11 protein-coding genes are annotated in these 23,630 nt (G+C 63.5%); 8 read left to right on the top strand and 3 right to left on the bottom strand.

What is annotated here, in order from left to right:
* Window positions 1–25: 25 nt before the first annotated feature.
* From AC1Q61_RS16065 to AC1Q61_RS16035, 7 genes are all read left to right on the top strand, one after another.
* Window positions 26–1,690: a (2,3-dihydroxybenzoyl)adenylate synthase gene (locus AC1Q61_RS16065; protein WP_492651073.1), complete on the top strand. Its 1,665-nt coding sequence runs from the start codon at window positions 26–28 to the stop codon at window positions 1,688–1,690.
* A gap of 36 nt (window positions 1,691–1,726) precedes the next feature.
* Complete coding sequence (locus AC1Q61_RS16060; protein ID WP_019748152.1) at window positions 1,727–2,374, top strand: isochorismatase family protein; 648 nt, start codon at window positions 1,727–1,729, stop codon at window positions 2,372–2,374.
* A gap of 47 nt (window positions 2,375–2,421) precedes the next feature.
* Window positions 2,422–2,874, top strand: coding sequence for a flavodoxin family protein (locus tag AC1Q61_RS16055; protein ID WP_019748153.1), 453 nt, complete (start codon window positions 2,422–2,424; stop codon window positions 2,872–2,874).
* A gap of 208 nt (window positions 2,875–3,082) precedes the next feature.
* Window positions 3,083–15,544, top strand: coding sequence for an amino acid adenylation domain-containing protein (locus AC1Q61_RS16050; RefSeq protein ID WP_492654893.1), 12,462 nt, complete (start codon window positions 3,083–3,085; stop codon window positions 15,542–15,544).
* Between the two features lie 40 nt (window positions 15,545–15,584).
* Window positions 15,585–16,598: a Fe2+-enterobactin ABC transporter substrate-binding protein gene (locus AC1Q61_RS16045; protein ID WP_029538034.1), complete on the top strand. Its 1,014-nt coding sequence runs from the start codon at window positions 15,585–15,587 to the stop codon at window positions 16,596–16,598.
* Window positions 16,595–17,896, top strand: a complete 1,302-nt coding sequence (gene entS / locus AC1Q61_RS16040; protein ID WP_195791209.1) for an enterobactin transporter EntS — start codon at window positions 16,595–16,597, stop codon at window positions 17,894–17,896. Before AC1Q61_RS16045 ends, entS begins: the two co-directional genes overlap by 4 nt.
* Window positions 17,893–18,738, top strand: coding sequence for a siderophore-interacting protein (locus tag AC1Q61_RS16035; protein WP_047271424.1), 846 nt, complete (start codon window positions 17,893–17,895; stop codon window positions 18,736–18,738). The genes entS and AC1Q61_RS16035 overlap by 4 nt, the downstream gene beginning before the upstream one ends.
* On the opposite strand, the gene AC1Q61_RS16030 is transcribed toward AC1Q61_RS16035, so the two are convergent.
* On the bottom strand, window positions 18,687–20,135 hold the full coding sequence (locus AC1Q61_RS16030) for an MFS transporter (protein ID WP_492651071.1): 1,449 nt from the start codon (window positions 20,133–20,135) through the stop codon (window positions 18,687–18,689). The genes AC1Q61_RS16035 and AC1Q61_RS16030 overlap by 52 nt on opposite strands.
* Window positions 20,136–20,657: 522 nt before the next feature.
* Here AC1Q61_RS16030 and AC1Q61_RS16025 point away from each other — a divergent pair.
* Window positions 20,658–21,047, top strand: coding sequence for a hypothetical protein (locus tag AC1Q61_RS16025; RefSeq protein WP_029255220.1), 390 nt, complete (start codon window positions 20,658–20,660; stop codon window positions 21,045–21,047).
* A 127-nt stretch (window positions 21,048–21,174) separates the two neighbouring features.
* On the opposite strand, the gene AC1Q61_RS16020 is transcribed toward AC1Q61_RS16025, so the two are convergent.
* Both AC1Q61_RS16020 and AC1Q61_RS16015 read right to left on the bottom strand, forming a co-directional pair.
* A complete protein-coding gene (locus AC1Q61_RS16020; RefSeq protein ID WP_492651070.1) occupies window positions 21,175–22,800 on the bottom strand; it encodes an ABC transporter permease in 1,626 nt (541 codons plus the stop codon).
* Window positions 22,797–23,588, bottom strand: coding sequence for an ABC transporter ATP-binding protein (locus AC1Q61_RS16015; RefSeq protein WP_019748159.1), 792 nt, complete (start codon window positions 23,586–23,588; stop codon window positions 22,797–22,799). The genes AC1Q61_RS16020 and AC1Q61_RS16015 overlap by 4 nt, the downstream gene beginning before the upstream one ends.
* Window positions 23,589–23,630: the final 42 nt, after the last annotated feature.

Raw genomic sequence — 23,630 nt, 5'->3', positions numbered from 1 at the left:
GTACTTTCGAAGAGGAGTCACTTGCATGACATCGAGGATCGCTCGCGAGCCCTTGGCGCCCGTCGCACAGTATCCACCCGAATTGGTGACGCATTATCGGGAACGAGGCTACTGGACTGACGAGACGCTGGCCGGATTCATCACGGCCGCGGCCGCACGGCATCCCGACAACGAAGCGGTAGTAGGCAGCGATGCCACCGGGGCACAAACACGGCTGACGTATTGCGACCTCGATCGTCGCAGCTCGGCAGTGGCCGGAGGCCTGTCCGGGTTGGGTGTTCGCGCCGGTGACCGTGTGCTTCTGCAGCTGCCGAACATCGTGGAATACGTCGAAGCATTGTTCGGTGTGTTGAAGCTCGGCGCCCTGCCGGTATTCGGGTTGCCGGCGCATCGCCGAACCGAGATCGGATACTTCTGCCAGTTCGCTGATGTCGCTGCCTATATCGTCGCCGACCGTCATGGCGGGTTCGACTACCGCCCACTGGCGCGTGAGGTGAACGAAGGCCTCGAGACTCCGCCTGTTGTGATCGTGGCCGGCGACCCCGAAGAGTTTGTCGGTTTCGATTCGCTACGCGGATACGAGATTCCCGTTCTTGCCGACGTCGATCCGTTGTCGGTCGCCTTTCTTCAGCTTTCCGGTGGCACGACCGGTGTTCCGAAGCTGATTCCGCGAACGCACGCCGACTACCTCTACTCGGTGCGGGCATCCAACCCGATCTGCGGCGTCGACGATTCGACGCGCATGTTGGTGGTTCTCCCTGCTGCGCACAATTTTCCGATGAGTTCGCCGGGCATTCTCGGTGTCTTCCACGCGGGCGGCACCGTGGTTCTGGCGCCGGACACCATGCCGTCCACAGCTTTCGGTCTGATCGAATCAGAGCGAGTCACGCACGCGTCGCTGGTTCCACCGATCGCATTGGCCTGGATGGCCGCCCCCAGCAAGGCAGATCACGACCTGTCGAGCTTGCGGGTTCTCGGCGTCGGCGGAGCGAAGTTCAGCGCCGAAGCTGCCGCACGCGTACCCACGGAGCTGGGCTGTACCCTTCAGCAGGTGTTCGGCATGGCTGAGGGTTTGGTCAACTACACCCGCCTCGACGACACGCAAGAATTGATCGTCAGCACGCAGGGCCGGCCCATTTCACCGGACGACGAGGTTCGTGTAGTCGATGACGATGGCGCGCTCGTCGAGCCCGGAACCACGGGGCACTTACTGACTCGGGGGCCGTACACGATCCGTGGCTATTACCGGGCGGATGCGCACAATGCCGAGGTCTTCGACGCCGAAGGTTTCTATCGCACCGGCGATCTGGTCAGCGTCACCGATACGGGACACCTGATTGTCGAGGGCCGCGCAAAGGACCAGATCAACCGCGGCGGCGAGAAGGTGGCCGCCGAGGAGATCGAGAACCACCTGCTCTCGCATCCTGCTGTCCACGATGCGGCCGTCGTCGCTGTTCCCGACGAGTACCTGGGCGAGCGAACCTGCGCCGTTCTGGTGATTTCCGGAGATGCACCGACCGTCGGCGAGATCAAGCGATACATACGAGGCCGAGGCGTTGCGGCGTACAAGGTTCCGGATCGAGTGGAGTTCGTGACCGAGTTCCCCGTCACCGGCGTCGGAAAGACCAGCAAGGCGGCCTTGCGCCGTGTTCTCAGCGAATCGATTGCCGCACAGACTCTGTCGAGTTGATCGGTTCCCACCCCCACATTTTCGAGGAGATTCATCATGGCGCTACCCACAGCAGTGCGATACGAGATGCCCACCGAGTTTCCGCAGAATCGGGTCGACTGGACTCTCGATCCTTCCCGAGCGGTGCTGCTTCTGCACGACATGCAGGAATATTTCGTGAACGCGTACGACCGAAGCGTCGACCCGCTCCAAACCGTGGTTCCGAACATCGACCGGCTTCGTTCGTCGGCGCGAGCTGCCGGAATCCCGATCGTCTACACCGCGCAACCCGGAGATCAGGATCCCGAGGAGCGTGCGTTGCTGTCGGATTTCTGGGGACCGGGACTGAAGGCAGATCCCGCTCACACCGACGTGATCGCCGAGTTGGCTCCGCATCCGGACGACGTGATGCTCACAAAATGGCGCTACAGCGCCTTCATCAAAACGGATCTGCGTGAGCGGCTGCGCGAGAGTGGGCGTGACCAGCTGATCATCACCGGAATCTATGCCCACATCGGTTGCCTGACTACCGCTTTGGACGGGTTCATGCAAGACGTGCAGATCTTCTTCGTGGGCGACGCGGTGGCCGACTTCTCCCTGGGCGAGCATGTCGGCGCCCTCGAGTACGCGGCCGGGCGCTGCGCCTCGGTCACCCGAACCGATGACCTGGTCAAGGCGATGAGCGCGGAAACGGTTTCGGCGTAGGCGTGAACGGCGACGGGTGCGCCACCCGTCGCCGTATTGTCAGGTGTGTGAAGACTTTGTTGGTGGTTCACCACTCGCCCTCGCCGACAACCCACGAATTGTTGGATGCAGTCCTTGCCGGTGCTCGCGATCCGGAGATCGAGGGCGTCGAGGTGAAGGTGGTGCCGGCGTTGGCGGCGACGGTGCCCGACGTACTCGCTGCTGACGGCTATCTTTTCGGTACCACCGCCAATTTCGGATACATGTCGGGCGCGCTCAAGTACTTCTTCGACACCACGTACTACCAATGTCTCGGTGCGGTGTCGGATCGGCCGTACGGCCTGTGGGTTCACGGCAACAACGACACTGCTGGTGCCGTGTCGTCGGTGCGCAAACTCGCGACAGGGCTCGGGTTGGTCGCGGTGGCGGATCCGCTCGAAGTGACTGTGAGCGTGGACAAATCTGTCCGCGATGGTTGTTATGAACTGGGCGGAACCGTCGCAGCAACGCTGATGGACTAGCCTTCCACTTTCTCGTTTCGGTTCACGAAAGAGACTGTCCCGCAAGCGGTTGTAGAAGCGCGTGTCCTCTGGTGAACGCGTCGGGAGCCGTCGGTTCTCGGGTCACCGGCGAGGCGGATTCCCCGATTCATCGACATTTAGTTTAGGCTACCCAAAACGACGTTAGGTCACCCTTGGGTGACGTGTGTCCACAGACGAGGGGATCAGTGTGAGCGTTCTTCCAGGTTCGAACTCCGGAGCGGCAAACGAAGCTACGTTTGCTCTCACAGGAGCTCAACTCGGGATTTGGAACGCACAGAGGCTTGATCCCGAATCTCGGAGCTATCTCGTCGGTGAGGTGCTCGAAATCTCGGGCGACGAACCGATCGACACCGAACGTCTGACGACCGCCATCAGGGCGACGATCGGCGAAGCCGAAACCATGCGGCTGCGGATGATCGAGACGGCGGACGGCCCGCGTCAGTACATCTCCGACGAGCCGGTTGGCATCATCCCGATCACCGACGTCCGTGACGAGCGCGATCCCGTAGCCGTGGCGCACGCACTGGTCGACGCCGAGCGCAGCCGGGCGTCCGAGTACTGCCGCTTGATGGTGGAGCGCCCGCTTTACACGTACTCGCTGATCAGGCTGTCCGATCGCGAGATCTGGTGCATCCAGCTCTATCACCACCTGATCGTCGACGGATACAGCGCAGCCATGATTTCGCGTCGTGTCGCCGCGCACTACACGGCCGCGAAGAAGGGAACCGACGTCGCACCAACGCGATTCGGTTCGATGAGTGCGTTGGTCGCCGAGGACGAGGCGTACCGGGCGGGCAACCAGTTCGTCGAAGATCGTGACTATTGGCGTGATGTCCTGACGCCTTTGCCCGCGTTGGACGGACGCGGCCAGCAGGTCACCGGTCCGGCGGAACGAACGATCCAGGTTCGCGAGGTCATCAGTGCCGACGCCCTCGGCCGCCTCAAAGAGGTGGCAGACGCGACGGGAACAACGTGGGCCGAGGCGCTGATCGCCTGCTACGGCGCGTTTCTCCACCGGTTGCTCGGTGAGACGGATGTTGTCATCGCGATGCCACTCATGGCGCGCGTGGGGCGCACGGCACTCAAGACCCCGGCGATGGCAGTCAACGTTCTGCCTCTCCGGTTGACGATTCGCAGCCACGATCGACTCGGTGACCTGAGCAAGCAGGTGGCCGCCACGATGAAAAGCCTGCGCGCACACCAGCGCTACCGCGGTGAGAATCTTGCTCGGGACCTGGGCGTCGCCGGCACGGGCGCACTGCTTCACGGGATCGGAATCAATCTCAAGGCTTTCGACTTCGCCCTCGATTTCGCCGGCGCTGTGGGTGTACTACGTAACGTCGCCGGAGGTCCGCCCGAGGACCTGGGTTTGACGGTCACCCCCATCGCGGACGGCGAAGTTCTCCTCGGGTTCGAAGTGGACGCGCGCACCAACACTCGGGATTCGGTTCAGCGTCGCCTCGCTGGTTTCGTGAGCATCGTCAACGCGATGGTGGGGGAGGGAGACCCTGCCGTCGGACAGGTGCAGATGATGCCGGCACCCGAAGCTGCGCGGATCCTTGCCGGCCGTGAAATTGAACCTGTGCCTGGCTCCGTCGCCCTCGTCCCGGACGTCTTCGACCGCATCGTCGCCGATCATGCGGATGACACGGTCCTGGTGTGCGGTGAGGAACGTCTGACAGGCGAAGAACTCGGTGGCCGCGTCCACAAACTCGCCCGGTTGCTTCGGGCTCGCGATGTCGGCCCGGACGACATTGTCGGACTTGCACTTCCGCGTACTTCCGAGATGGTGGTGGCTCTGCTCGCGACATTGAACGCGGGCGCAGCGTACGTGGCCCTGGATCCGCAGCACCCGGCCGAGCGGTTGCGGGATCTGATCGACGACGCGCAGCCGAAGGTGGTGCTCACCACTTCCACACTGGCTGAGCAACTCGTCGGAGATTCTCGACCCGACCCGCTCGTACTCGATTCCGCCGCAGTGCGCGAAGAACTCCGTGCCCATTCCGAGCTTCCACTCGAACTCGGTGAACTGGCGACGGCGCGGCATGTCGATCACCTGGCCTACGTCATCTACACCTCGGGATCGACAGGCAAGCCCAAGGGAGTGCTGGTCAGAAGTGGTGGATTGGCGCACCTGCTTCACCATCACCGCGCCACCATCTATCGGGACACGGCCGAGCGCGTCGGAAACCGGCAACTGCACACCGCGCATACGGCGTCGTTCGCCTTCGATGCGTCTCTCGATCAACTGCTGTGGCTGCTGTGTGGTCATCGGGTGCACGTATACGACGAAGAACTGCAGAAGGACGCAGTTGCCCTGGTTGCGGCGTTCGAGCGAGATTGCGTCGACGTGGTCGACACGACGCCGTCGATGGCGGCAGCGATGGTGGACAACGGATTGCTGCGCACGCAGCGGCTGCACCTGCTTGTCGTGGGCGGCGAGGCGGCACCGCCCGCACTGTGGGACGCGATCATCGAATCCGGCGTTCCCGCTCGAAACCTCTACGGCCCCACCGAAACGACGGTCGACGCGATCGCGACCACGGTCGAAGGCGCCGGACCGCGTATCGGGTACCCGCTCGCGGGAACCCGTGCGTACCTGCTCGACAGCGCGCTCGAACCGGTCGCCGACGGTGAACGAGGTGAGCTCTATCTGGCCGGACCGCAATTGGCCAGGGGATACCTCGGTGGGGCCGGCGCGACCTCCGAGCGTTTTGTCGCGGATCCCTTCGGGGCTCCGGGAGATTTGATGTACCGCGCCGGGGACGTCGCGCGCTGGGTACCCGGGCGGGGATACGACTTCATCGGTCGTAGCGACAAGCAGGTGAAGATCCGCGGACATCGCGTCGAGTTGAGCGAGGTCGAGGCTGTTCTCGGATCGGTGCCCGGAATCGGCGCGGCCGCCGCGCTGATCCGTACGGATGGAGGACGGCCCAGCCTGGTCGGCTACGTTGTAGCCGCCGCCGGTACGACGCTTCCGCCGCAGGAAGAATTGCGCCGAGACCTCGCCGGTCGCGTACCGGATCATCTGGTTCCCGCCGCAATCGTCGTTCTGGACGAACTACCCGTCACGGTGAACGGAAAGCTCGATCGTGCGGCACTACCAGCCCCGGCCACCGAATCGGAAGGTCGCGCTGCATCCACACCACACGAGGAAATCCTCTGTGACGTGGTGGCCGAGGTGCTAGGCCGCGAGCGCGTCGGTGTGGACGAGGATTTCTTCGGCCTCGGTGGTGACAGCATCACGGCAATCAGTGTCAGCAGTCGCCTGCGGGTGCGCGGACTGGTCGTCGCTCCGAAAGAGCTACTGGCACAGCGAGATCTGGGAACCATCGCCGCTGCGGCGCGTGAGATTGCCGATGACGCCGACGCCGTAGCCTCGGTTGCGGACGTGGCGACCGGCACCGTGATCGCTCCGCCGATCGTTCGGGCACTGATCGACAAGAATCCGACAGACGAGGCAATCGCGGGCTACACGCAGTGGACCGCAGTGCGCATCGACGACGGCCTCTCGCTTGGCGACCTGCAGTCCGGCGTGCAGACGATCCTCGATCACCATGACGCTCTACGTCTGCTCCTGCGCCGTGACAATGACAGCGGCACTACCGAATTGATCGTCCGAGACGTCGGCGCGGTGCGCAGCGAGGGGCTCGTTCACGAGGTGTCCGACACCTCCGAGCCGTCCCGGATCAGAGAGCTCGCGGAGGCGTCGGCGGCGAGTCTCGACCCACGCGCCGGTGAACTCCTGCGAGTCGTACTGGTCAATACCGAGGCCGGTCGACCCGACCAATTGATCGTCGTGGCTCACCATTTGATCGTCGACGGTGTGTCCTGGCGAATTCTGCTTCCAGACCTCCACGAAGCTACCGATGCAGCGCGCGAGCGTAGGTCGGCCCGGCTGGGTGCTGGCGGAAGTTCGTGGCGCCGATACGCGGGGTTGCTCGCAGAATTCGGGACCTCGGGCAGCATGGCATCGGAGCTCGAGTACTGGAAGTCCGCGTCGGTACAGGCGGACGACGAGCCGATCGGCAGTCGTCGTCTCGACCCGAAAGTCGACCTCACCGCAACCGCCTCTCGCACGACAACTGTTGCACCCCCGGCTGTCACCGACGCGCTGTTGACCACGCTTCCGGCGGCGTATCGAGCCAAGGCCGACGAAGTGCTTCTCGCGGGTTTGATGCTTGCCTTGCGCTCATGGCAGCACGGCCGCGGCCTCATCGGCCTGCCCGCGCAGACAGTCACCGTCGAAGGCCATGGCCGCGACGCGCTCACCAGCGACACCGACTTCGCCGGAACCATCGGGTGGTTCACCAGTGAGTTCCCCGTCCGGGTTCCCACCGATGCACTGCTCACCGCAGACGATCTTGCCGACGCACTGAGCGGCGGAGCAGCTGCCGGGCATCTGCTTCGTGCGGTGAAGGAAGCAAAACGCGCCGTACCCGGAGGTGGAGTCGGCTACGGAGTTCTGCGGCATCTGGATCGCGACACCGCACCTGACCTTTCCGCGTGCGCTACACCTGAACTGTTGCTCAACTATCTCGGCCGCTTCCCGTCCCTACCCGGAACCGGATGGCGATTGCCGGAGCAGGATCCATTCGCGGTCATCGAACCGGCGAGCAAGGCAATGTCGGAAGTGCTGGCGCTCAACGCATTTGTCCGAGAGGACGACTCGACGACGCTGGCAGTCGAATGGACTGCGGCGGGTTCAGTGCTCGACGCCGCGACGATCGTCGAGCTGCAAGAGCATTGGGAACGTGCGCTCGCTGCACTGACCGCGCATGCCGCGCTCTTCGAGGGTGGTTTGACGCCTTCCGATTGCTCGGCGACGATCTTCGGCCAGGGCGCGGTGGTCGATCAAGCCGGGATCAACGAACTCGAAGCCGTCCACGGACCGCTTGCCGATGTACTTCCGCTGTCGCCGCTACAAGAAGGCCTCCTGTTCCATGCGGTCCGTGACGGCGAAGCAGACGTCTACACACTTACTGCACGCTTCGACCTCTCCGGCCCGTTGGACGAGGTGAAGTTGGCCGACGCGTTCGAGACCGTGATCGACAGGCACCCGAACCTACGCGCAGCTTTCCACTACGAGCAGTTCGAACGGCCCGTTCAGATCATTCCGCGCGGCGCAAAAGTCGAGTGGCGTTCGGTCGACCTGACCTCCGTTCCAGCTGACACTGCATTCCGCTCTGCAGATCAGCTCGAGGACGAGGCCGCCGATTACGTCTTCGATGTCAGTACACCGCCTCTGCTGCGTGCGCTGCTGATTCGGCTGCCCGGCGGGGTGCACCGTTTGGTCCTCAATGCGCATCACCTGCTCACCGACGGGTGGTCGACTCCGATCGTCCTGCGCGAGCTGATGAACGTCTACCACGACGGCGATGCGCACCTTCCTGCGCCGACGCCGTATCGCGACTACCTGGCATGGATCGCCGGCCGTGATCAGGACTCTGCCCGCGCAGTGTGGAGTGAGCGTCTGCGTGGGCTCACCGCGCCGACTCTCGTTGCCGACGCAGGGGCGCCGCGAAGTGTGCCCGTCGCGCTCGAGGTTCCTCTCGCGACATCGGACGCCGAAGCGCTGATCGAACTCGGTCGTGCGCGAGCGCTGACGGTCAACACCCTGGTTCAGGGTGCGTGGGCAGCGGCGCTCGCCGAAGCGACGGGACAGTGGGACGTCGTGTTCGGGGCCACGGTGTCCGGCCGACCTGCCGAACTCTCCGGGGTGGAGGGAATGGTCGGGTTGTTCAGCAACACGATTCCGGCCCGCCTCGACATCGTCGCGGATCAGCCCTTGCTGGATCAGTTCGTCGGTCTGCAGAACGCGCAGTTCGACATCGTGGACGTCGAGCACACCAGTTTGGCCGAGATCGAACGCATCGCCGGGATCGGTCAACTGTTCGACACGCTCCTGGTGTTCGAGAACTTCCCGAACTCCGGTGCGGGACAGCCTGCATCGCACACACTTCGAGTCGAGGGATTCACCAACCGCGGAGTCACGCACTATCCGATGACGTTGATGGCGCCGCCGAGCACCGGTCTGGATCTGGTCCTGTACCACGATCCGGCAGTTGTCTCCGAAGCCACGGCGCAGCGAATGGTCACACGGCTCGCGGAGATCCTGCGTGGGTTGCTGACCGAGCCGACAGCTCCCGCATCCGCGGTGCTCACGGTTGTCCGACAGGCAGCGTCCGTTGCCGATGCGGTGTCTGTCACGAAAAATGTGGCTGTCACGAAAAAGGTGGCCGCGTCCGATCCTGCGATCGATGTCGATCCCGCGGTCGTCGATGCAGTGTGCGCCTGTGTCGCAACGGTGTTGGAGATTCCCGACGTCGATCCGGGTGACAATTTCTTCACTCTCGGCGGTCACTCGCTCACAGCGATGCGGTTGGTGGGAAGTCTGCGGAAGCTGGGAATACGCGTCGTCGTCTCCGATGTCTTCGACACCCCGACCCCCCTCGGTCTTGCCGTGGCCGCACGCGTCGATCAGAAGAAGTTCTCGCCGGATTCGGTTGCTGTCGTCGATCGACCCGCCGTGACCGTGGCGACGTTCCGCGCCCCGGCAGTGGCGGGAAATCCTGATCACGAGCGGTATTGGGTTCGCACGCTCGCGGGCTTGCCCCTCGAAACGGACCTTCCCTACGATCGCCCGCGCGGCGAAGAGTACCGCCCGCACACCTACGTTCGTCAGCTACGCGATGCTCGGTTCGGTGACGGATCAGGATTCGACGCGGTGCTGTTGGCCGCAGTGGCGGCGACGCTGAACGGCTTCGGTGGCGGTCGGGACCTTGCGGTCGGACTGTTCTTGGAAGGGACTGACAGCCTGATTCGGGTCGATCTGTCCGGTCGGCCGAGAATTGCCGATGTCGTTCGACGAGTCGAAAACGCTGTCTCTGAGGCACTTGCGCATTCTGATGTCAGCCTGGACCGAATCGCCGATCTACTCGGGCGTCCCACCAGCAGTCTGTTCGCTGCCCGTGTCGGTCACTCGCCCGGAAATAGCGTCGACCTCGAATTCGTCCGAACCGCAACAGAACTTCGATTGACGGTTGATGCCGGGCTGTTCGACGGCGCGACTGCGGACGCATTGCTCGACGGTGTGATCGCGGTCCTCGGTCACGAAAACAGCACTGTCGTCGCGGATCTGCGATTGTCGGAAAGCAAGTGGGATCGCGATCCGGGCCGACGCGCGACGCCGCCGTCGGGGATCTCGCAGTTGTTCGCTCGACACGTCAGCCGTCACCCCGACGACGTCGCGGTGATCTCCGGCGAGGTCGGAATTACCTATGGGGAACTGTCGGCGCGCGTCGACGAGCTGGCCCGCGAACTTCTCGCGGCCGGCGCCGGACCCGAGAAGGTAGTCGCCGTCGCGCTCGATCGAGATGCGGATCTGGTGGCCGGACTGCTCGCGGTACTGCGTATTGGTGCGGCGTACCTGCCACTCGACGTCGACTACCCGAGTGAGCGGCTCGAGTTCATGATCGAGGACGCGGCCCCGGTGTGTGTCCTGACCAGTATCGACAGCGCCGGGCAACTTCCGTCGACGGTCGCCACGAGTGTCTTCGTGGACGGTGAGTTCACCAACTCGGGCGTTGTGCTTCCTTCACCGCCCGCGGCGGGTGATCACCTCGCCTACATGATCCACACCTCCGGTTCGACGGGTCGCCCCAAGGGCGTGATGGTCTCGACGGGCAACCTCGCGGCCTTCGCGGACACGGTACTCGAGGATTGCTGGATCAGGCCGGGCGATCGCATCGTCGCGGTGACAACGGTGTCGTTCGACATCGCCGCACTCGAGTTGCTGTGCCCGCTCGCAGCGGGCGCGACTGTCGTGATCGCAGACCGCAGGACGGTTCTCGATCCGGATGCGTTGTCGGCGTTGATCATCGCAAGCAATGCGACAGTGATGCAGGCAACGCCGGCGCTGTGGCGAGTGGTCACCGAACACGAGAACGCAGTCGGGCTCGCCATGGTGCGAGCCCTGGTGGGAGGGGAAGCCCTCCCGCAGGATCTGGCTGACGATCTGGTGGCCAACGCTGCTTCGGTCCGGAATGTCTACGGACCCACCGAGGCCACGGTGTGGGCGACATCTTCGGTCATCACGACCGGCGACCGAGTCACGATCGGTCAGCCCTGGACCGACGTGCACGTGCGAATCCTCGACGACGACCTGCGTGAGGTTCCGGAAGGCGTTGCGGGCGAGCTGTATCTGGGCGGCGCGCAGGTGGTCCGCGGATACCTGAATCGCCCCGATCTGACCGTAGCTCGGTTCGTTGCCGATCCTTCTCTGCCGGGGGCACGCCTCTACCGCACCGGTGATCTGGTCCGACGCAGGCGAGGGGTTTTGCACTTCCTTCGTCGTGCGGACGATCAGGTGAAGGTTCGCGGTTTCCGCATCGAGCTCGGCGAGGTCGAAGGCGCGCTCGGATCGGTGGCCGGTGTGTTCCGCGCGGCAGCCACCGTCCGTGTCGATGCGGCGGGTACCGGAAGTCTGCACGGATATGTGGTTCCCGAAGGTGGAACCACGCTCGATTCGGTACTGGTGCGCAAGGAGATTGCGCGGCTGCTCCCCGAGCACATGGTGCCGCAGAGCATCACGGTGCTCGAAGCACTCCCGCTCACCCTCAACGGCAAGGTGGACCGAAAGGCATTGCCCGACACCGCGCCGGATCGTGTGCCGAGCCCACTCGTAAACGTCGATGCGGATCGTCGGGCACGGCTCGAGTCGCTAAGCCCGGGATGGCAGGACGTGCTACCACTCGGTCCATTGCAGGAAGGCATGTACTTCCAGTCGGTTCTCGACGGCGCCGGCGGTACGGATGTCTATCACATGCAGCCGCGATTCGAGTTCTCCGCCGATGCTGCCGTCGACGTTCGCGCACTCCGAGCAGCGGGGGATGCGCTCTTGCGGCGCTATCCGAACCTGCGGGCCGGCTTCACACACGCCGGTTTCGACGCTCCGGTGCAGTTCGTGCCCAGGGCAGCCGAAATGCCTTTCCGCGAGATCGATCTGAGCGCAGTTGCGACCGAGGACATCGATCGCGAGGTTCGCGCCGTCGACGAGGCCGAATTCGGCACGCTCTTCGACTTGAGTGCACCACCACTCATTCGAATGGTGCTGGTCTGGTTACCGGGTGGGGGAGCGCATCTCGTCTTCACTCAGCACCACCTGCTGACCGACGGTTGGTCGCAGACCTTGATGTACGCGGAGTTGTTTGCGCTCTACGAGTTTGCTCGCACTCACGGCACGGACCCGGTTGGACTCGACGGCGCGCTCGACAAGCCTGCGGACTTCCGTGATCACCTGCGATGGATCGCCGAAGCGGATCGCACGGACGCCCTCTCGTCCTGGAAGGACTACCTCGCGGATCTCGAGCAACCCACACTCGTGGGTGGTACGGGATCAGGCGGACGCGCTCCGTTGCCGGTGTTCACCCGCGTTCAGCTCGAACAGAGCATCACCGAGCACGTTCGCGAGCTGGCCAGACGTAGCGGAGTGACGCTGTCCACCGTCGTTTCTGCGGCGTGGGGCCTGGCATTGCGCGCCGTGACGGGGCGTGACGACGTGGTCTTCGGATCGACGGTTTCGGGACGTTCACCCGAGGTCGAGGGCGCCGACCGCATGGTGGGCTTGGCGCTCAACACCATTCCCGTGCGTGTCCGGGTCCGGCCAGGCGAGGAGATCTCGGCGTTGCTCGGACGCCTGTTCCGTGAACAGGGTTCGCTGCTGGGGCATCACCAGCTCGGGCTCGGCGACGTGCAGCGAAGCGCTGGGTTCGCAACACTGTTCGACACGTTATACGTCTTCCGCAACACGCCTCGTGACGAACAGGCACGTCGAGACACGTTCGGGCGCAGTGGAATCGTCGGGTTCGACGCAGTGGACGGCACCCACTATGCGCTCACGCTCGACGTGGATCCGGGTGCCGGGGATGCGCCGATGGCGCTCACTCTCGAAAATCGTCCCGACCTGATTCCCCACGACGTGGCTCGGGACGTTCTTTCACGCACCATCACGATCCTCGAAGTGATGGCGAATTCCGATACCGCCACGGTGGCGGACACGGCGGTTCCGCTTTCGCGCACCCCCGCGGAATTCGTTTCGGAGCACATTGTGATGCCGCGGCCGGACCAGGCCGGCGGTAGCGTGGACGCCTTGCTCCGCGAAAGGGCAGCGGCAACTCCGGACGAGACGGCGCTGGTCTTCGGAGACGTCACACTGAGCGCAGCCGAGATGAACACTCGAGTGGACAGGCTGGCACGGATACTCGCTTCGGCGCTGGGGCAGTCGGTGCCAGGCGCGGGATCGACCCGTGTTGTGGCGCTCGCACTTCCGCGTACCGCCGATCACGTCGTAGCGATCTTCGCGGTCATGAGAACCGGAGCGGCATACCTTCCCTTGGATCTGGCTCACCCGCCTGCACGCCTGCGCGAACTGATCCTCGACAGCGATGCGGCGCTGGTGATCACCACGACTCAGACGCGTGACCTTGTTGTTCCGGATGGACAGGTATGTCTGGTCCTCGACGACCCGGACGTAACCGGGGTACTCGACGGGCAGTCCCCGGCACCTGTAGTCGACGAGGCCGCGGTGTGCGGGCCGACCTCACCGGACCAGCCTGCCTACGTCATCTACACCTCGGGCAGTACCGGAAAACCCAAGGGCGTCGTGGTGGGTCACCGCGGGTTGACGACGATGTATCACAATCACAAGGCCGAGATCTTCACTCCGACCGAAAACAGTGTGGGTGGCCGACGTTTGCGCATCGCGCACACAGTCTCGTTCTCGTTCGACATGTCGTGGGAGGAACTGTTCTGGTTGCTCGCGGGGCATGAAGTTCACGTGATCGACGAGCAGGCGCGACTGGACCCCGCGTCTCTGGTGAAGCATTACCGCGAAGTCGGTATCGACGTCGTGAATGTAACCCCCTCGTATGCACGGGAACTGATGGCCGCCGGTCTCCTCGACGGGCAGCGGACGCCTGTATTGGTGATGCTCGGAGGAGAAGCTGTACCTGCCGAGCTGTGGTCGCGATTGCGCGATCAGGACGGTGTCGACGGGTACGACCTTTACGGGCCGACGGAGTTCACGATCAACGCGATGGGATCCCCGGTTCAGGGGAGCGAGACACCGTGCTTGGGTCGTCCGATTCTGAACGCGTCCGCGAGGGTACTCGATTCGGGGCTGCGGGAGGTTCCGATCGGAGCGGCGGGCGAGCTGTACATGTCCGGTGACGGAACGGCGATGGGTTACCTTCACCGGACCGCGCTGACATCTTCCGTATTCGTCGCGGATCCCTACTCGGTCGGTCACCGCATGTACCGCACGGGTGACGTCGTTCTGCGTCGCCGCGACGGCGAACTCGAATATCTGGGTCGCGCAGACCATCAGGTCAAGATCCGAGGCATTCGGATCGAATTGGGTGAAGTGGAATCCGCGCTGGCGTCGTTGCCGGGAGTGTTGAGAGCGGCAGCGTCAGTCCGTAGCGAAGGCGGTGCGCCGCCGCGACTGGTCGGGTACGTCATCGAAGAACCCGGCGCTGATTCAACCGATCTGCGAGCTGCGTTGCGGGAACGCGTACCGGCGCACCTGGTTCCGTCGGACATCGTCGTCGTGGATTCGATCCCGCTGACGCCCAACGGAAAACTGGACCGCGGTGCGTTGCCGGCACCCCCCGCCCGAGCAGCGGCCCGAGCACCGCGAACCGAGATGGAAAGGCAACTGTGCCAGGTCTTTGCGCGCGTACTCGGCGTCGAGGCAGTCGATCCCGAAGAGAGTTTCTTCGATCTCGGCGGCGACTCGCTTCGAGCCATGCGACTGGTGGGGGAGATGGAGCACGACCTGTCGGTGAGCGTCGGTGTGGGAACGCTGATGGCCCGTCCGACAGTTGCAGAACTTGCAGCACACCTTGACGAGTCGGCGTCCGACATCGATTTAAGTCGCGATCGCCTTCTGACACTCCGAGCCGAAGGCAGCGAAGAACCACTGTTCTGCGTGCATCCGGCCGGTGGATTGGCTTGGCCCTTTGCGCCTTTGACCGGTGTTCTCGAGGCTGACCGTCCACTGTTCGGCCTGCAGCTGCCCACAGTTGCCGGTGAGCCACTCGAACCGACGAACGTGGACCAACTGGCAGCGATGTACGTCGACACGATTCGGGGCGTTCAGCCGAGCGGGCCGTACCACCTGCTCGGCTACTCGTTCGGTGGCAACGTCGTTGCCGCGATGGCGGCTCAGCTGGTCGGTATCGGCGAGACGGTGGAGTTCGCCGGTCTGATCGATACTCATCCACTGGGAGATCGTGACGATCGCGGTCGCGACGATGCCGACGACCGAGATCTGGCCGCCGCCCTGCCACCCGAGATCCTCACTCAGGCACCGGGACTGGTCGAGGATGTTCGGGCGGGTTTTGATGCCACTCGTTTGCTCGTGGCCCGCTCGACTGACACAACCTACGACGGACCGGTTACTCTGATCACCGCCGACGCCGAGGCGTCCGGACAGCTGCTGGCCGATCGCTGGCGCAGAGTCCGCGGGGACCGGGACATGGCAGTACACCATCTGCCGTACGACCACGCCGGATTGGTGACCCCAGCCGGGTGGGCGGCAATTGCCCCGCTGCTCGACAGCCATTTGTCGAAACGCACGGCCACATAGTTTGAAAACCACACAGTTGAAACACAATGGGAGCTCAATGATGAAGTCCACACCGCCCCTCGCGATACGGAGTTGGCGACGATTCGTCGCCATCGCAGGGTTGCTGATCGTCGCACTCGTGGCGATGATCGGTTGCAGTAGCGATTCGAACGACGAACCGACCAAGGCCGCAGAGCCCACGACCCGCGTGATCGAAACCGAAAAGGGCTCGGTCACCGTGCCCGCGTCGGCGGAGCGCATCGTGGTTCTGAGCGGCGGTCTCGCCGGATACCTGTACGCCCTGGACGCACCGGTGGTTGCCACCGATACCCGCGTCCTCGGTGTCACGAACCTCGACGGTGGATTCCCGCCGGCATGGTCGGATGCCGCAAAGGCGCAGGGCACCAAGGAATTGCCGGCCGGCGAGCAGCTCAACATCGAAGCCGTCGCGGCGGCTGAACCCGACCTGATCATCGGCGGTGGACAGGGCATCACCTCGGTTCAGGCCGAGGAACTCTACGACCAGCTGACTGCTATCGCACCCACCGTGTTGGTCCCCAAGACGGTTGCCAACTGGGACAAGCAGCTCGAGATCGTCGCCGATGCCGCAGGTCGTTCGGACAAGGTTCCGGCACTGATCAGCGCGTACGACGACAAGGTCAAAGAGGTCAAGGGCAAGATCAAGGTTCCCGAGGGCAACGTCGTCTACATTCTCTCGCTCGCCAACAACAAGCCGTACCTCGTGCCGCCGACGGCAGCGCTCCCCGCAATGCTCGCCGAGCTCGGTTTCAAGGCCGACGACGTCATGGCCAAGGCCGGCAACCCGCAGCTCTTCGGCTCGGGTGACTCGTTCGAGGTCAGCCCGGAACTGCTCTCGCAGGTCGCCGATGCTCCTGTCGCCTTTGTGATTCCGGTGTCCGGTCGCCCGATGGCCGAACTTGCCACCGATCCGCTCTACTCGCAGCTGCCGTCCTTCAAGGCAGGCACGACGTTCGAGCTCCCCGCCACCAGCTACCGTCCTGACTACGACGGCGCAATGGCTACGCTCGACCTGATCGGCCAGACCTTCGCATGACTCGATTCGGTGGGCTGGTGATCGATGTTTCACCGTTGCGGACCAGCCGTCCATTCAGGTACGCGTTTTCCGCGCGATTGATCTCGCTGCTCGGGATCGGACTGCTCGTCGTAGCCGTTCCCGCGCAGACGTACCAGCTCACCGGGTCGACCTTGCAGGTTGCCGGAGTGTCCACGGCGATGGCCATCGCCATGTTCTTCGGCAGCCTGTTCGGCGGTGTGCTCGCTGATCGTTACGACCGGCGACGCACCATCCAGTTGGCCCGCAGTGCTGCGGGTCTCGGCTTTGTCATTCTCGGGTGCAATGCGCTCTTGCCACACCCGTCGATGTGGGTCATCTACGTCGCGGCAGCTGTCGACGGCTTGGCCGGCGGTGTCAGCAGCTCGGCCTTGATGGCTTTGATGCCGACGTTGTTGCCGCGCAACAAGATGGCTGCGGCCGGCGCTTTGGTAGCGCTGACCACCGACATCGGGACGATGATCTCGCCGGCAATCGCCGGCGTGATCATCGCCTCCGGCGGCATCCCCGCGACATACTTTGTTGCTGCGGTGGCCACCGCAGCAACTGTCACGTTGTTCCAAGCCATCGGCCCTTCCCCTGCACCGGGCACGAATCACGAAAGCCCGATGCGCGCACTGGTGACCGGCGTGAAATTCGCCGGCACGCACACAGTCATTCGCGGCATCCTGATCAGCGGTCTGTTGGTCATGTTCGTCAGCGGGCCGATGGTGTTGCTGCCTGCCTTCGTCGACCAGGTTCTCGGCGGCGGACCCACCATGCTCGGTCTGCTCTACGGCGCCCCCGCTGTCGGCGCTGTGATCGGTTCACTCACCAGCGGGTGGACGGGACGAGTCCACCGCAACGGCGCCGCGATGTTGATCTCTGTTGCGCTGATGCCTCTCGGCCTGGTGGTACTGGGTGCGTCGGGAGCAGCGATTGTCGCGTTCCTGGGCCTGGCCGGATTCGGCCTCGGCCGCGCACTCAACGACATTCTGAGATTTGCAGTCCTTCAACAGAACACGCCGGACGAATTGCGCGGACGCGTGTCCAGTCTCTGGATGGTGCAAGCCGTCACGGGTACGGCGATCGGTTCGATGGCAGCCGGGTTCCTCGGGCAGTGGCTCGAGCCTGGCGCTGCGCTGCTGGCCTTGGGGCTCGCAGGTGTGACACTGGGCCTGGTGCTCCTGACAGCATTGGGTTCGGTGCGCCGGGTAACTTCGGAGATCAACGAAGTCGATCACTCCGAAAACACTGTGCCGGTGGGGAATGCTCCGCCGGAAAAGGAAGGTAGTTCATGAACCGAGGAGACCACCTCGCGACCATCGCCGAAGTTCTGGCGGGAACCACCGGCGCAAAAGTGCCGTACCCCATCGGCATTCGCGAACTCGAAGTTGTTCGCAGCGAAATGGTCGGAACCGGACTGTTGCGTCTGACCTTGGGTGGACCGGAGTTGGCGGGCTTCGAATCGCACGCTCCCGACGAGCATGTCCGCCTGGTCTACCCGGATGCAGACGGAACTTTGCGTCTACCCGAACGCGACGGATTCAGCCTGAAGTGGCCTCGTCCATTGCCGATCTCGCGTGAGTACACCGTCCGTCGATACGACGCCGAGGCGGGGGAGCTGGACCTCGACTTCGCGCTCCACGAAGGTGGATACGCCTCTGATTGGGCTCAGGCGGCCACCGTCGGCACTCGGGTGCACGTGGCAGGTCCGCCCGGCGGCGTCGTAGTTCCATGGACGTACGACCGCTATCTGCTGGCCGGTGACATCACCGCCCTTCCTGCCATTGCTCGTTGGCTCGAGATGATGCCCGCTGCTGCCGCCGGGTGGGTGTTCGTCGAGATCACCGACCCTTCACAGGAAATCGAACTCACTGTTCCGGAAGGAGTCGAGGTGCGATGGTTGCACCGCGGTGACGTCCCAGCCGGTCACTCGGATCTGCTCGAGCAGGCAGTCCGGACGGTCACCGTGCCCGAAGGTGAGCGCGTCTACGCCTGGATCTCCGGTGAGGCCACCAGTCTCAAGCCGATTCGCAGATTCGTACGCGACGAACTCGGCCTGAGTTCGGGCGACCACCTGATCACGGGCTACTGGAAGCGCGGAGTCGCAGACTTCGACGAGGACGACGACGACCACTGAACATCGGTTGACGCCGGTTTCGGCATCGTCACCGCGACAACGAGTCCGACAATCGCAACGATTGCCGCTACTCCGAAAGCCGTGGCGAATGCCGAGTGCTGGGGAAGGCCGCCGGATGAAGTCGCGCTCGCGATGATCCCGGCGGCAATTTGGGTTCCCACAGCAGAACCCAGCGATCTGGCGATCGTGACTATTGCCGTCGTGACTCCTACGCGGTCTGCCGGTGCGCTGTCGGCGGAGATGACGAACACTGCCGTCGACGCGGCGGCAACGCCGGTACCCGCAAGGATCAGCACCACAACGATCTGCCACATCGTGGTTGCAAAGACCCCGACGGCGCCGCTGAGGCCGAGAAAGGCAACTCCCGCTACCGCAATGGCTTTCGTGCCTACCCGTTGTGCGAGCTTTCCGGAGATCACCGACGCGATCACCGCTGCGCCGTAGCCGACGCACAGCATGAAGCCGATGGCGCTGGTCGACGCACCGCGGCCGAATCCGCTCTCTGCCGGCACGGCGAGTTGCTGCGGAAGTAGATAGACAACAGCGCCGTAGGTGAACCCGAAAACCACGCCGACGACCACGGCGCTCCACATCGAACGATGCCGCATCATCGTCAGGTCGACCATCGGCTCGGTTGTCCGGCTCTGATACCTGGCCCAGATCGTGAACACGGCAGCGGAAGCGAGAAGCAGCAGCATCGACGTCGGTGCGCCCCACCCGTTGCTCGATGCGCTCGCCAGCCACGCCGTCAGCGTCAACAACCCCAGCGCCAATCCGCCCGCTCCCGGCCAATCGAGGCGGCCGCCGACGTTCGACATGTGATCTCGTGGTGCGCTCACGGCAAAAGCAATTGCCCCGAGCAAAACGAACGCGGTCGGAACTGCATACATCGCGCTGCGTGAGACGTTTTCCGCGACGGGCCCGGCCAATACGACTCCCAGAGCGCCGCCGGCCACGACGACAGCCCCGAGCAAACCCGTGGCCGTCTTGAGTCGGTCCGAGGACAAAGTGCGTCGTAGGACCACGAAGCTCACGGGAAGCAACCCGAGCCCGAATCCCTGGAGAAACTGGCCGAGGACGAACAGCGGGAAGATCGTTGCAAGAGCGGACACGCTGCCGCCCAGGACGACGATTGTCGTGATCGCGAGCAAGGTGGGGCGGGCGCCGTACACGTCGGCTATTCGCCCGGCCATCGGTGTGACGAGAACAGTGCTCAACGTCAGAGCGACGGATGCGAGCGCTCCGACGTCGGCCGTCACTCCGAAGTCTCTCTGTATCAGGGGGAGTGCGGGGACGATGATGCTTTCGAGCGCGGCGACGGCAGCGATCAGCAGGGTCAGGCTTGCGATAGTTGCTACCGGTCGCGGCTGATTTCCGGAGATGCTCTCTGTGGTCATCGTGCTCTCTTTCGATCGGGGAGTGAGGGGCTTCTGGACACGACGAAGCGCCGCCCCAGCAAGAGTCCGGAAGGGTTGTGGCACTGGGTATATAGATCAGTGCGGTAGAGCGTCTTGTTATTTCGTTACGCGTACCGTTATTGTGGAGAAATGTAATCGGATTCAGCGCACAAAGCAAGAGCCGGATGGGGCGGAATTGGCGCGAAGTATCGCGAGACCACAACCGGCAGACTTTCGCTGTTGTGGTCGGTCAGGGTCAGGTGATGTGACGATGAGGCGTATTTCTCGTCGAACATGACGCTGGTCACCAAAAGGGCTCTGCCAGCAGGGAGTTCATCTGCCGGACACATCCAAGGTCCCCGTTTGAATGCCGGGTTTGTTAGCTTTCTGCCTGTGACGCGACGTCACGGAAAGTTCACGAATCACGGAGGATCATCATGGGTTCTATTTCAACGATCATCGGCATCTTCGAGCTCTACAAGCTGCTCGAGCCGCTGCTGAGTTCGCTGAGCTGATTCAGGTGTGATTTCGCTGTCGAGCCGGGGCGCCGAGGGACTCGGCTCGGCAGCGGATCTCGAGGATCCGGCGCGATCAGGACCCGTGGAACGGATGTCGGCACCGGCAGAATTCCATCGCTCCGGTGTAGTGGTCCATCACCAGGATTTCTGCACACCGAGCGGGCTGCGGTGCGAACCTGAGGCAGCGCTCGATCCAGCCGCGCTCGAGCGAAGGGGCCGGGTGCGCGCAGTTCCCGCATCGGCCGGGACGTTCGGCGACACGTACGGAACCGTGGTGCTCCGGGGGCATGCCAAACATCTTGGTGGTGCGATGATTCCAGGGCAATGGTTCGGCTCGAGCGGAAGCTATGTCACGAAAGCGCCGGCGGCGATATGCGAGGACCGAACGCGTTGAGGCGGCGCTACCTGGCTACCTGGCTACCTGGATACCTGATAATCCGATTGCCCAGACTGAGTTTTTTTGGTGCAAGCTGCGGCTACTGCGCTGACGCCCAGAAATTCTCGGACTATCTGGGCAACGATCATGTGGTGGTAACCGCGAACAGAATCCGATCCGGCTCGCGTTGCATACGGGTGATCGCGACGCGGCCCCCGATCCAAGCACCAAGTGCACCAATCGCAACAGCGACAGGGATGGCGAAATAGTTCACCGGGTTCGGTAGCAGCGCCCCGAGTAGAACGCCGGGCGCCGTTGTCGCGGCGAAGATGACGATGGCGAGGATGATCAGTCCGAAGGACGAGCCGTTGAAGGACCCGCGGGTGTTGAAGGAGAACGTCTTCTTCATCTCCGGAACCGGGTAGGGCGCTTTGGCGGATATCGCCACTACCAATCCTGCACCGACTCCCATCATCGAAATGCCGACGGCGATCGGCACGGCCAGTCGGTCGGTCCCGAGGTCCCCGAAGATCCGTACAGCAGCTGTTGCGACGACCACGAAGGGTGTCATCACGATTGCCCACGCGATTTGTCGGCCCCGGACGTCAGCGGCAGCGGCTTCGGGGATCATCACCAGATGCCAGATCGATGCGCCGTCGAATCCGTACAGATTCGATCCGGCTGCCATTGCCAGGTAGATCAGGAACCAGGCACCCCATGCGGCGGAGAAGGGGATCGATGACGAGATCAGCGGTCCGAAGCCGGAGACCAAGGTCATGATGGCAACGGAGAGCAGTTGTGTTCGTCGGCGCATGTCTCCGTGCCAGAGCGAAAGCTCGCGAGAGATGACGGTGCCCAGTCGGGATGCGCGCCAACCGGTTCGAATGTCGCGGCCCTGGTTCTTCAATTGCACGGAAGTGGCGCCCGCTGATTCTGCGACCTTCCCGTTGAAGTAGCGAACGACCAGGCGTTGCCATGACCACAGCAGTGCGAGATCGACCAGCACCAGCGCGAGGACTGCTCCGGCGGCGAGGAGCCAGGCGCCTCCTGCTGCTGCGTCGACACTGGTGATTCCCCACGCGAACGGTATCGAATGCGCGACCGTGAGCGGCCACGTGACGTCGCCGTCCACGACCGTGCCGAGGCGACTCTGCAGCGGAAATTGCAGCAGATACAGTCCGCCGAAGAACGTGCCGAATACCAACAGTCCCAGTTCGCGGCTGCGACGACTCCGCAGGAGCTGCGACATCGCCAGCATCGCGACCCGTGAGGTGCCGACAATGAGCAGGACCGTTGTGGGCCACGCAACGATCGCCAGAGGCAACGCGGCAGCATGGTGGGTTGCTGCATAGATCGGTATCGCTGCGGCAGCCAACGCGGTGATCGGAACGGTCATACCGACCAGCGACGTCGAGAACAGTGCTCTGGCGAGTCGGACGGGTTCCAGGGGGAGTAGTTGGAAATGTCTGGGGTGAAGATTGTGATCTGACAGACCAGACATGATCGGCATCAAGATCCACATCACGCCGATAGCCGACAGTGCGAGACTGGTTGTGCCGCTGACGAGTTCGGAAGAGCCCGCGCTCGTCCCCGAGGCTTGCAGGCACAGCAGAGCCGCCCCCAGAACGCCGAAGAGTGCTGCCACGACTTTGATGACGGCTCTGCCGCCGGTGAATTGACGTTTGTAGAGGGTCATGCGCATTCGAAGGACCGTGCGCCACACAGAGTCCGACGTGTTCCAGTGTGTCGGTGAAAAGCTGGTGGTGGTCATGCGCGCATCCATGACAGTCCGTCGGGATTGGGACTGCGGCTGCCGACAAGGCGAACGAATGCCTCGTCGAGTGTGTTGCCTGCGCGCACCTCGTCGACCGTTCCTGAAGCCACGACGCGCCCGTCTGCGATGACTCCGATGTGAGTACACAGTTGTTCGACAAGGGCCATCACGTGACTGGAAAGAATGACCGAGCCACCTGAGTGGACGAACGAGAGCAGAATGCTCCGAATTCCGGCCGAAGAAATGGGGTCGACAGCTTCGAACGGCTCATCCAGTACCAGTAAGCGAGGGCCGTGCAACAAGGCCGAGGCCAACCCGATTTTCTTCGTCATGCCCGCTGAATAGTCGGCGATGACCGTTCCACCTGCATCGGCGAGATCGAGCGCGGCCAACAGTTCGTCGCGTCGTGACGCGATGACGTCCTCTGGCATGCCGCGCAGGCGTCCGAAATAGGTGAGTAGTTCATGGCCGGTGAACTGGGCGGGTAGCGCCAGACCGTCGGGTAGAACGCCGAGCAGACTCTTCGCTGCGACAGGGTCGTTCCACACGTCGTAGCCGTACACCAGGCTGCGACCGTAGTGCGGGCGAAGCAATCCGACAGCCATCGACAGTGTGGTCGTTTTTCCCGCACCGTTAGGGCCCACCAGGCCGAACAACGAACCTGAGGGCACCGCGAGGGAAAGGTCGTTCACAGCAACTTTCGCGCCGAACGCCATGCAGAGGTGTTCCACCTGTAAGGCCATCGGTCCGGGAGGCAACTGGCCTGTCTCGGGGAGAGGGTGCATCGATCGAGGGTAACTGTCCGGAGCCCTGTGCGCGGAGACAGA

This window comes from Rhodococcus sp. MPR-R1B (assembly GCF_058793255.1).
The sequence above is the reverse complement of the archived record's forward strand: the minus strand, read 5'-3'. Positions and strand labels throughout refer to the sequence as shown.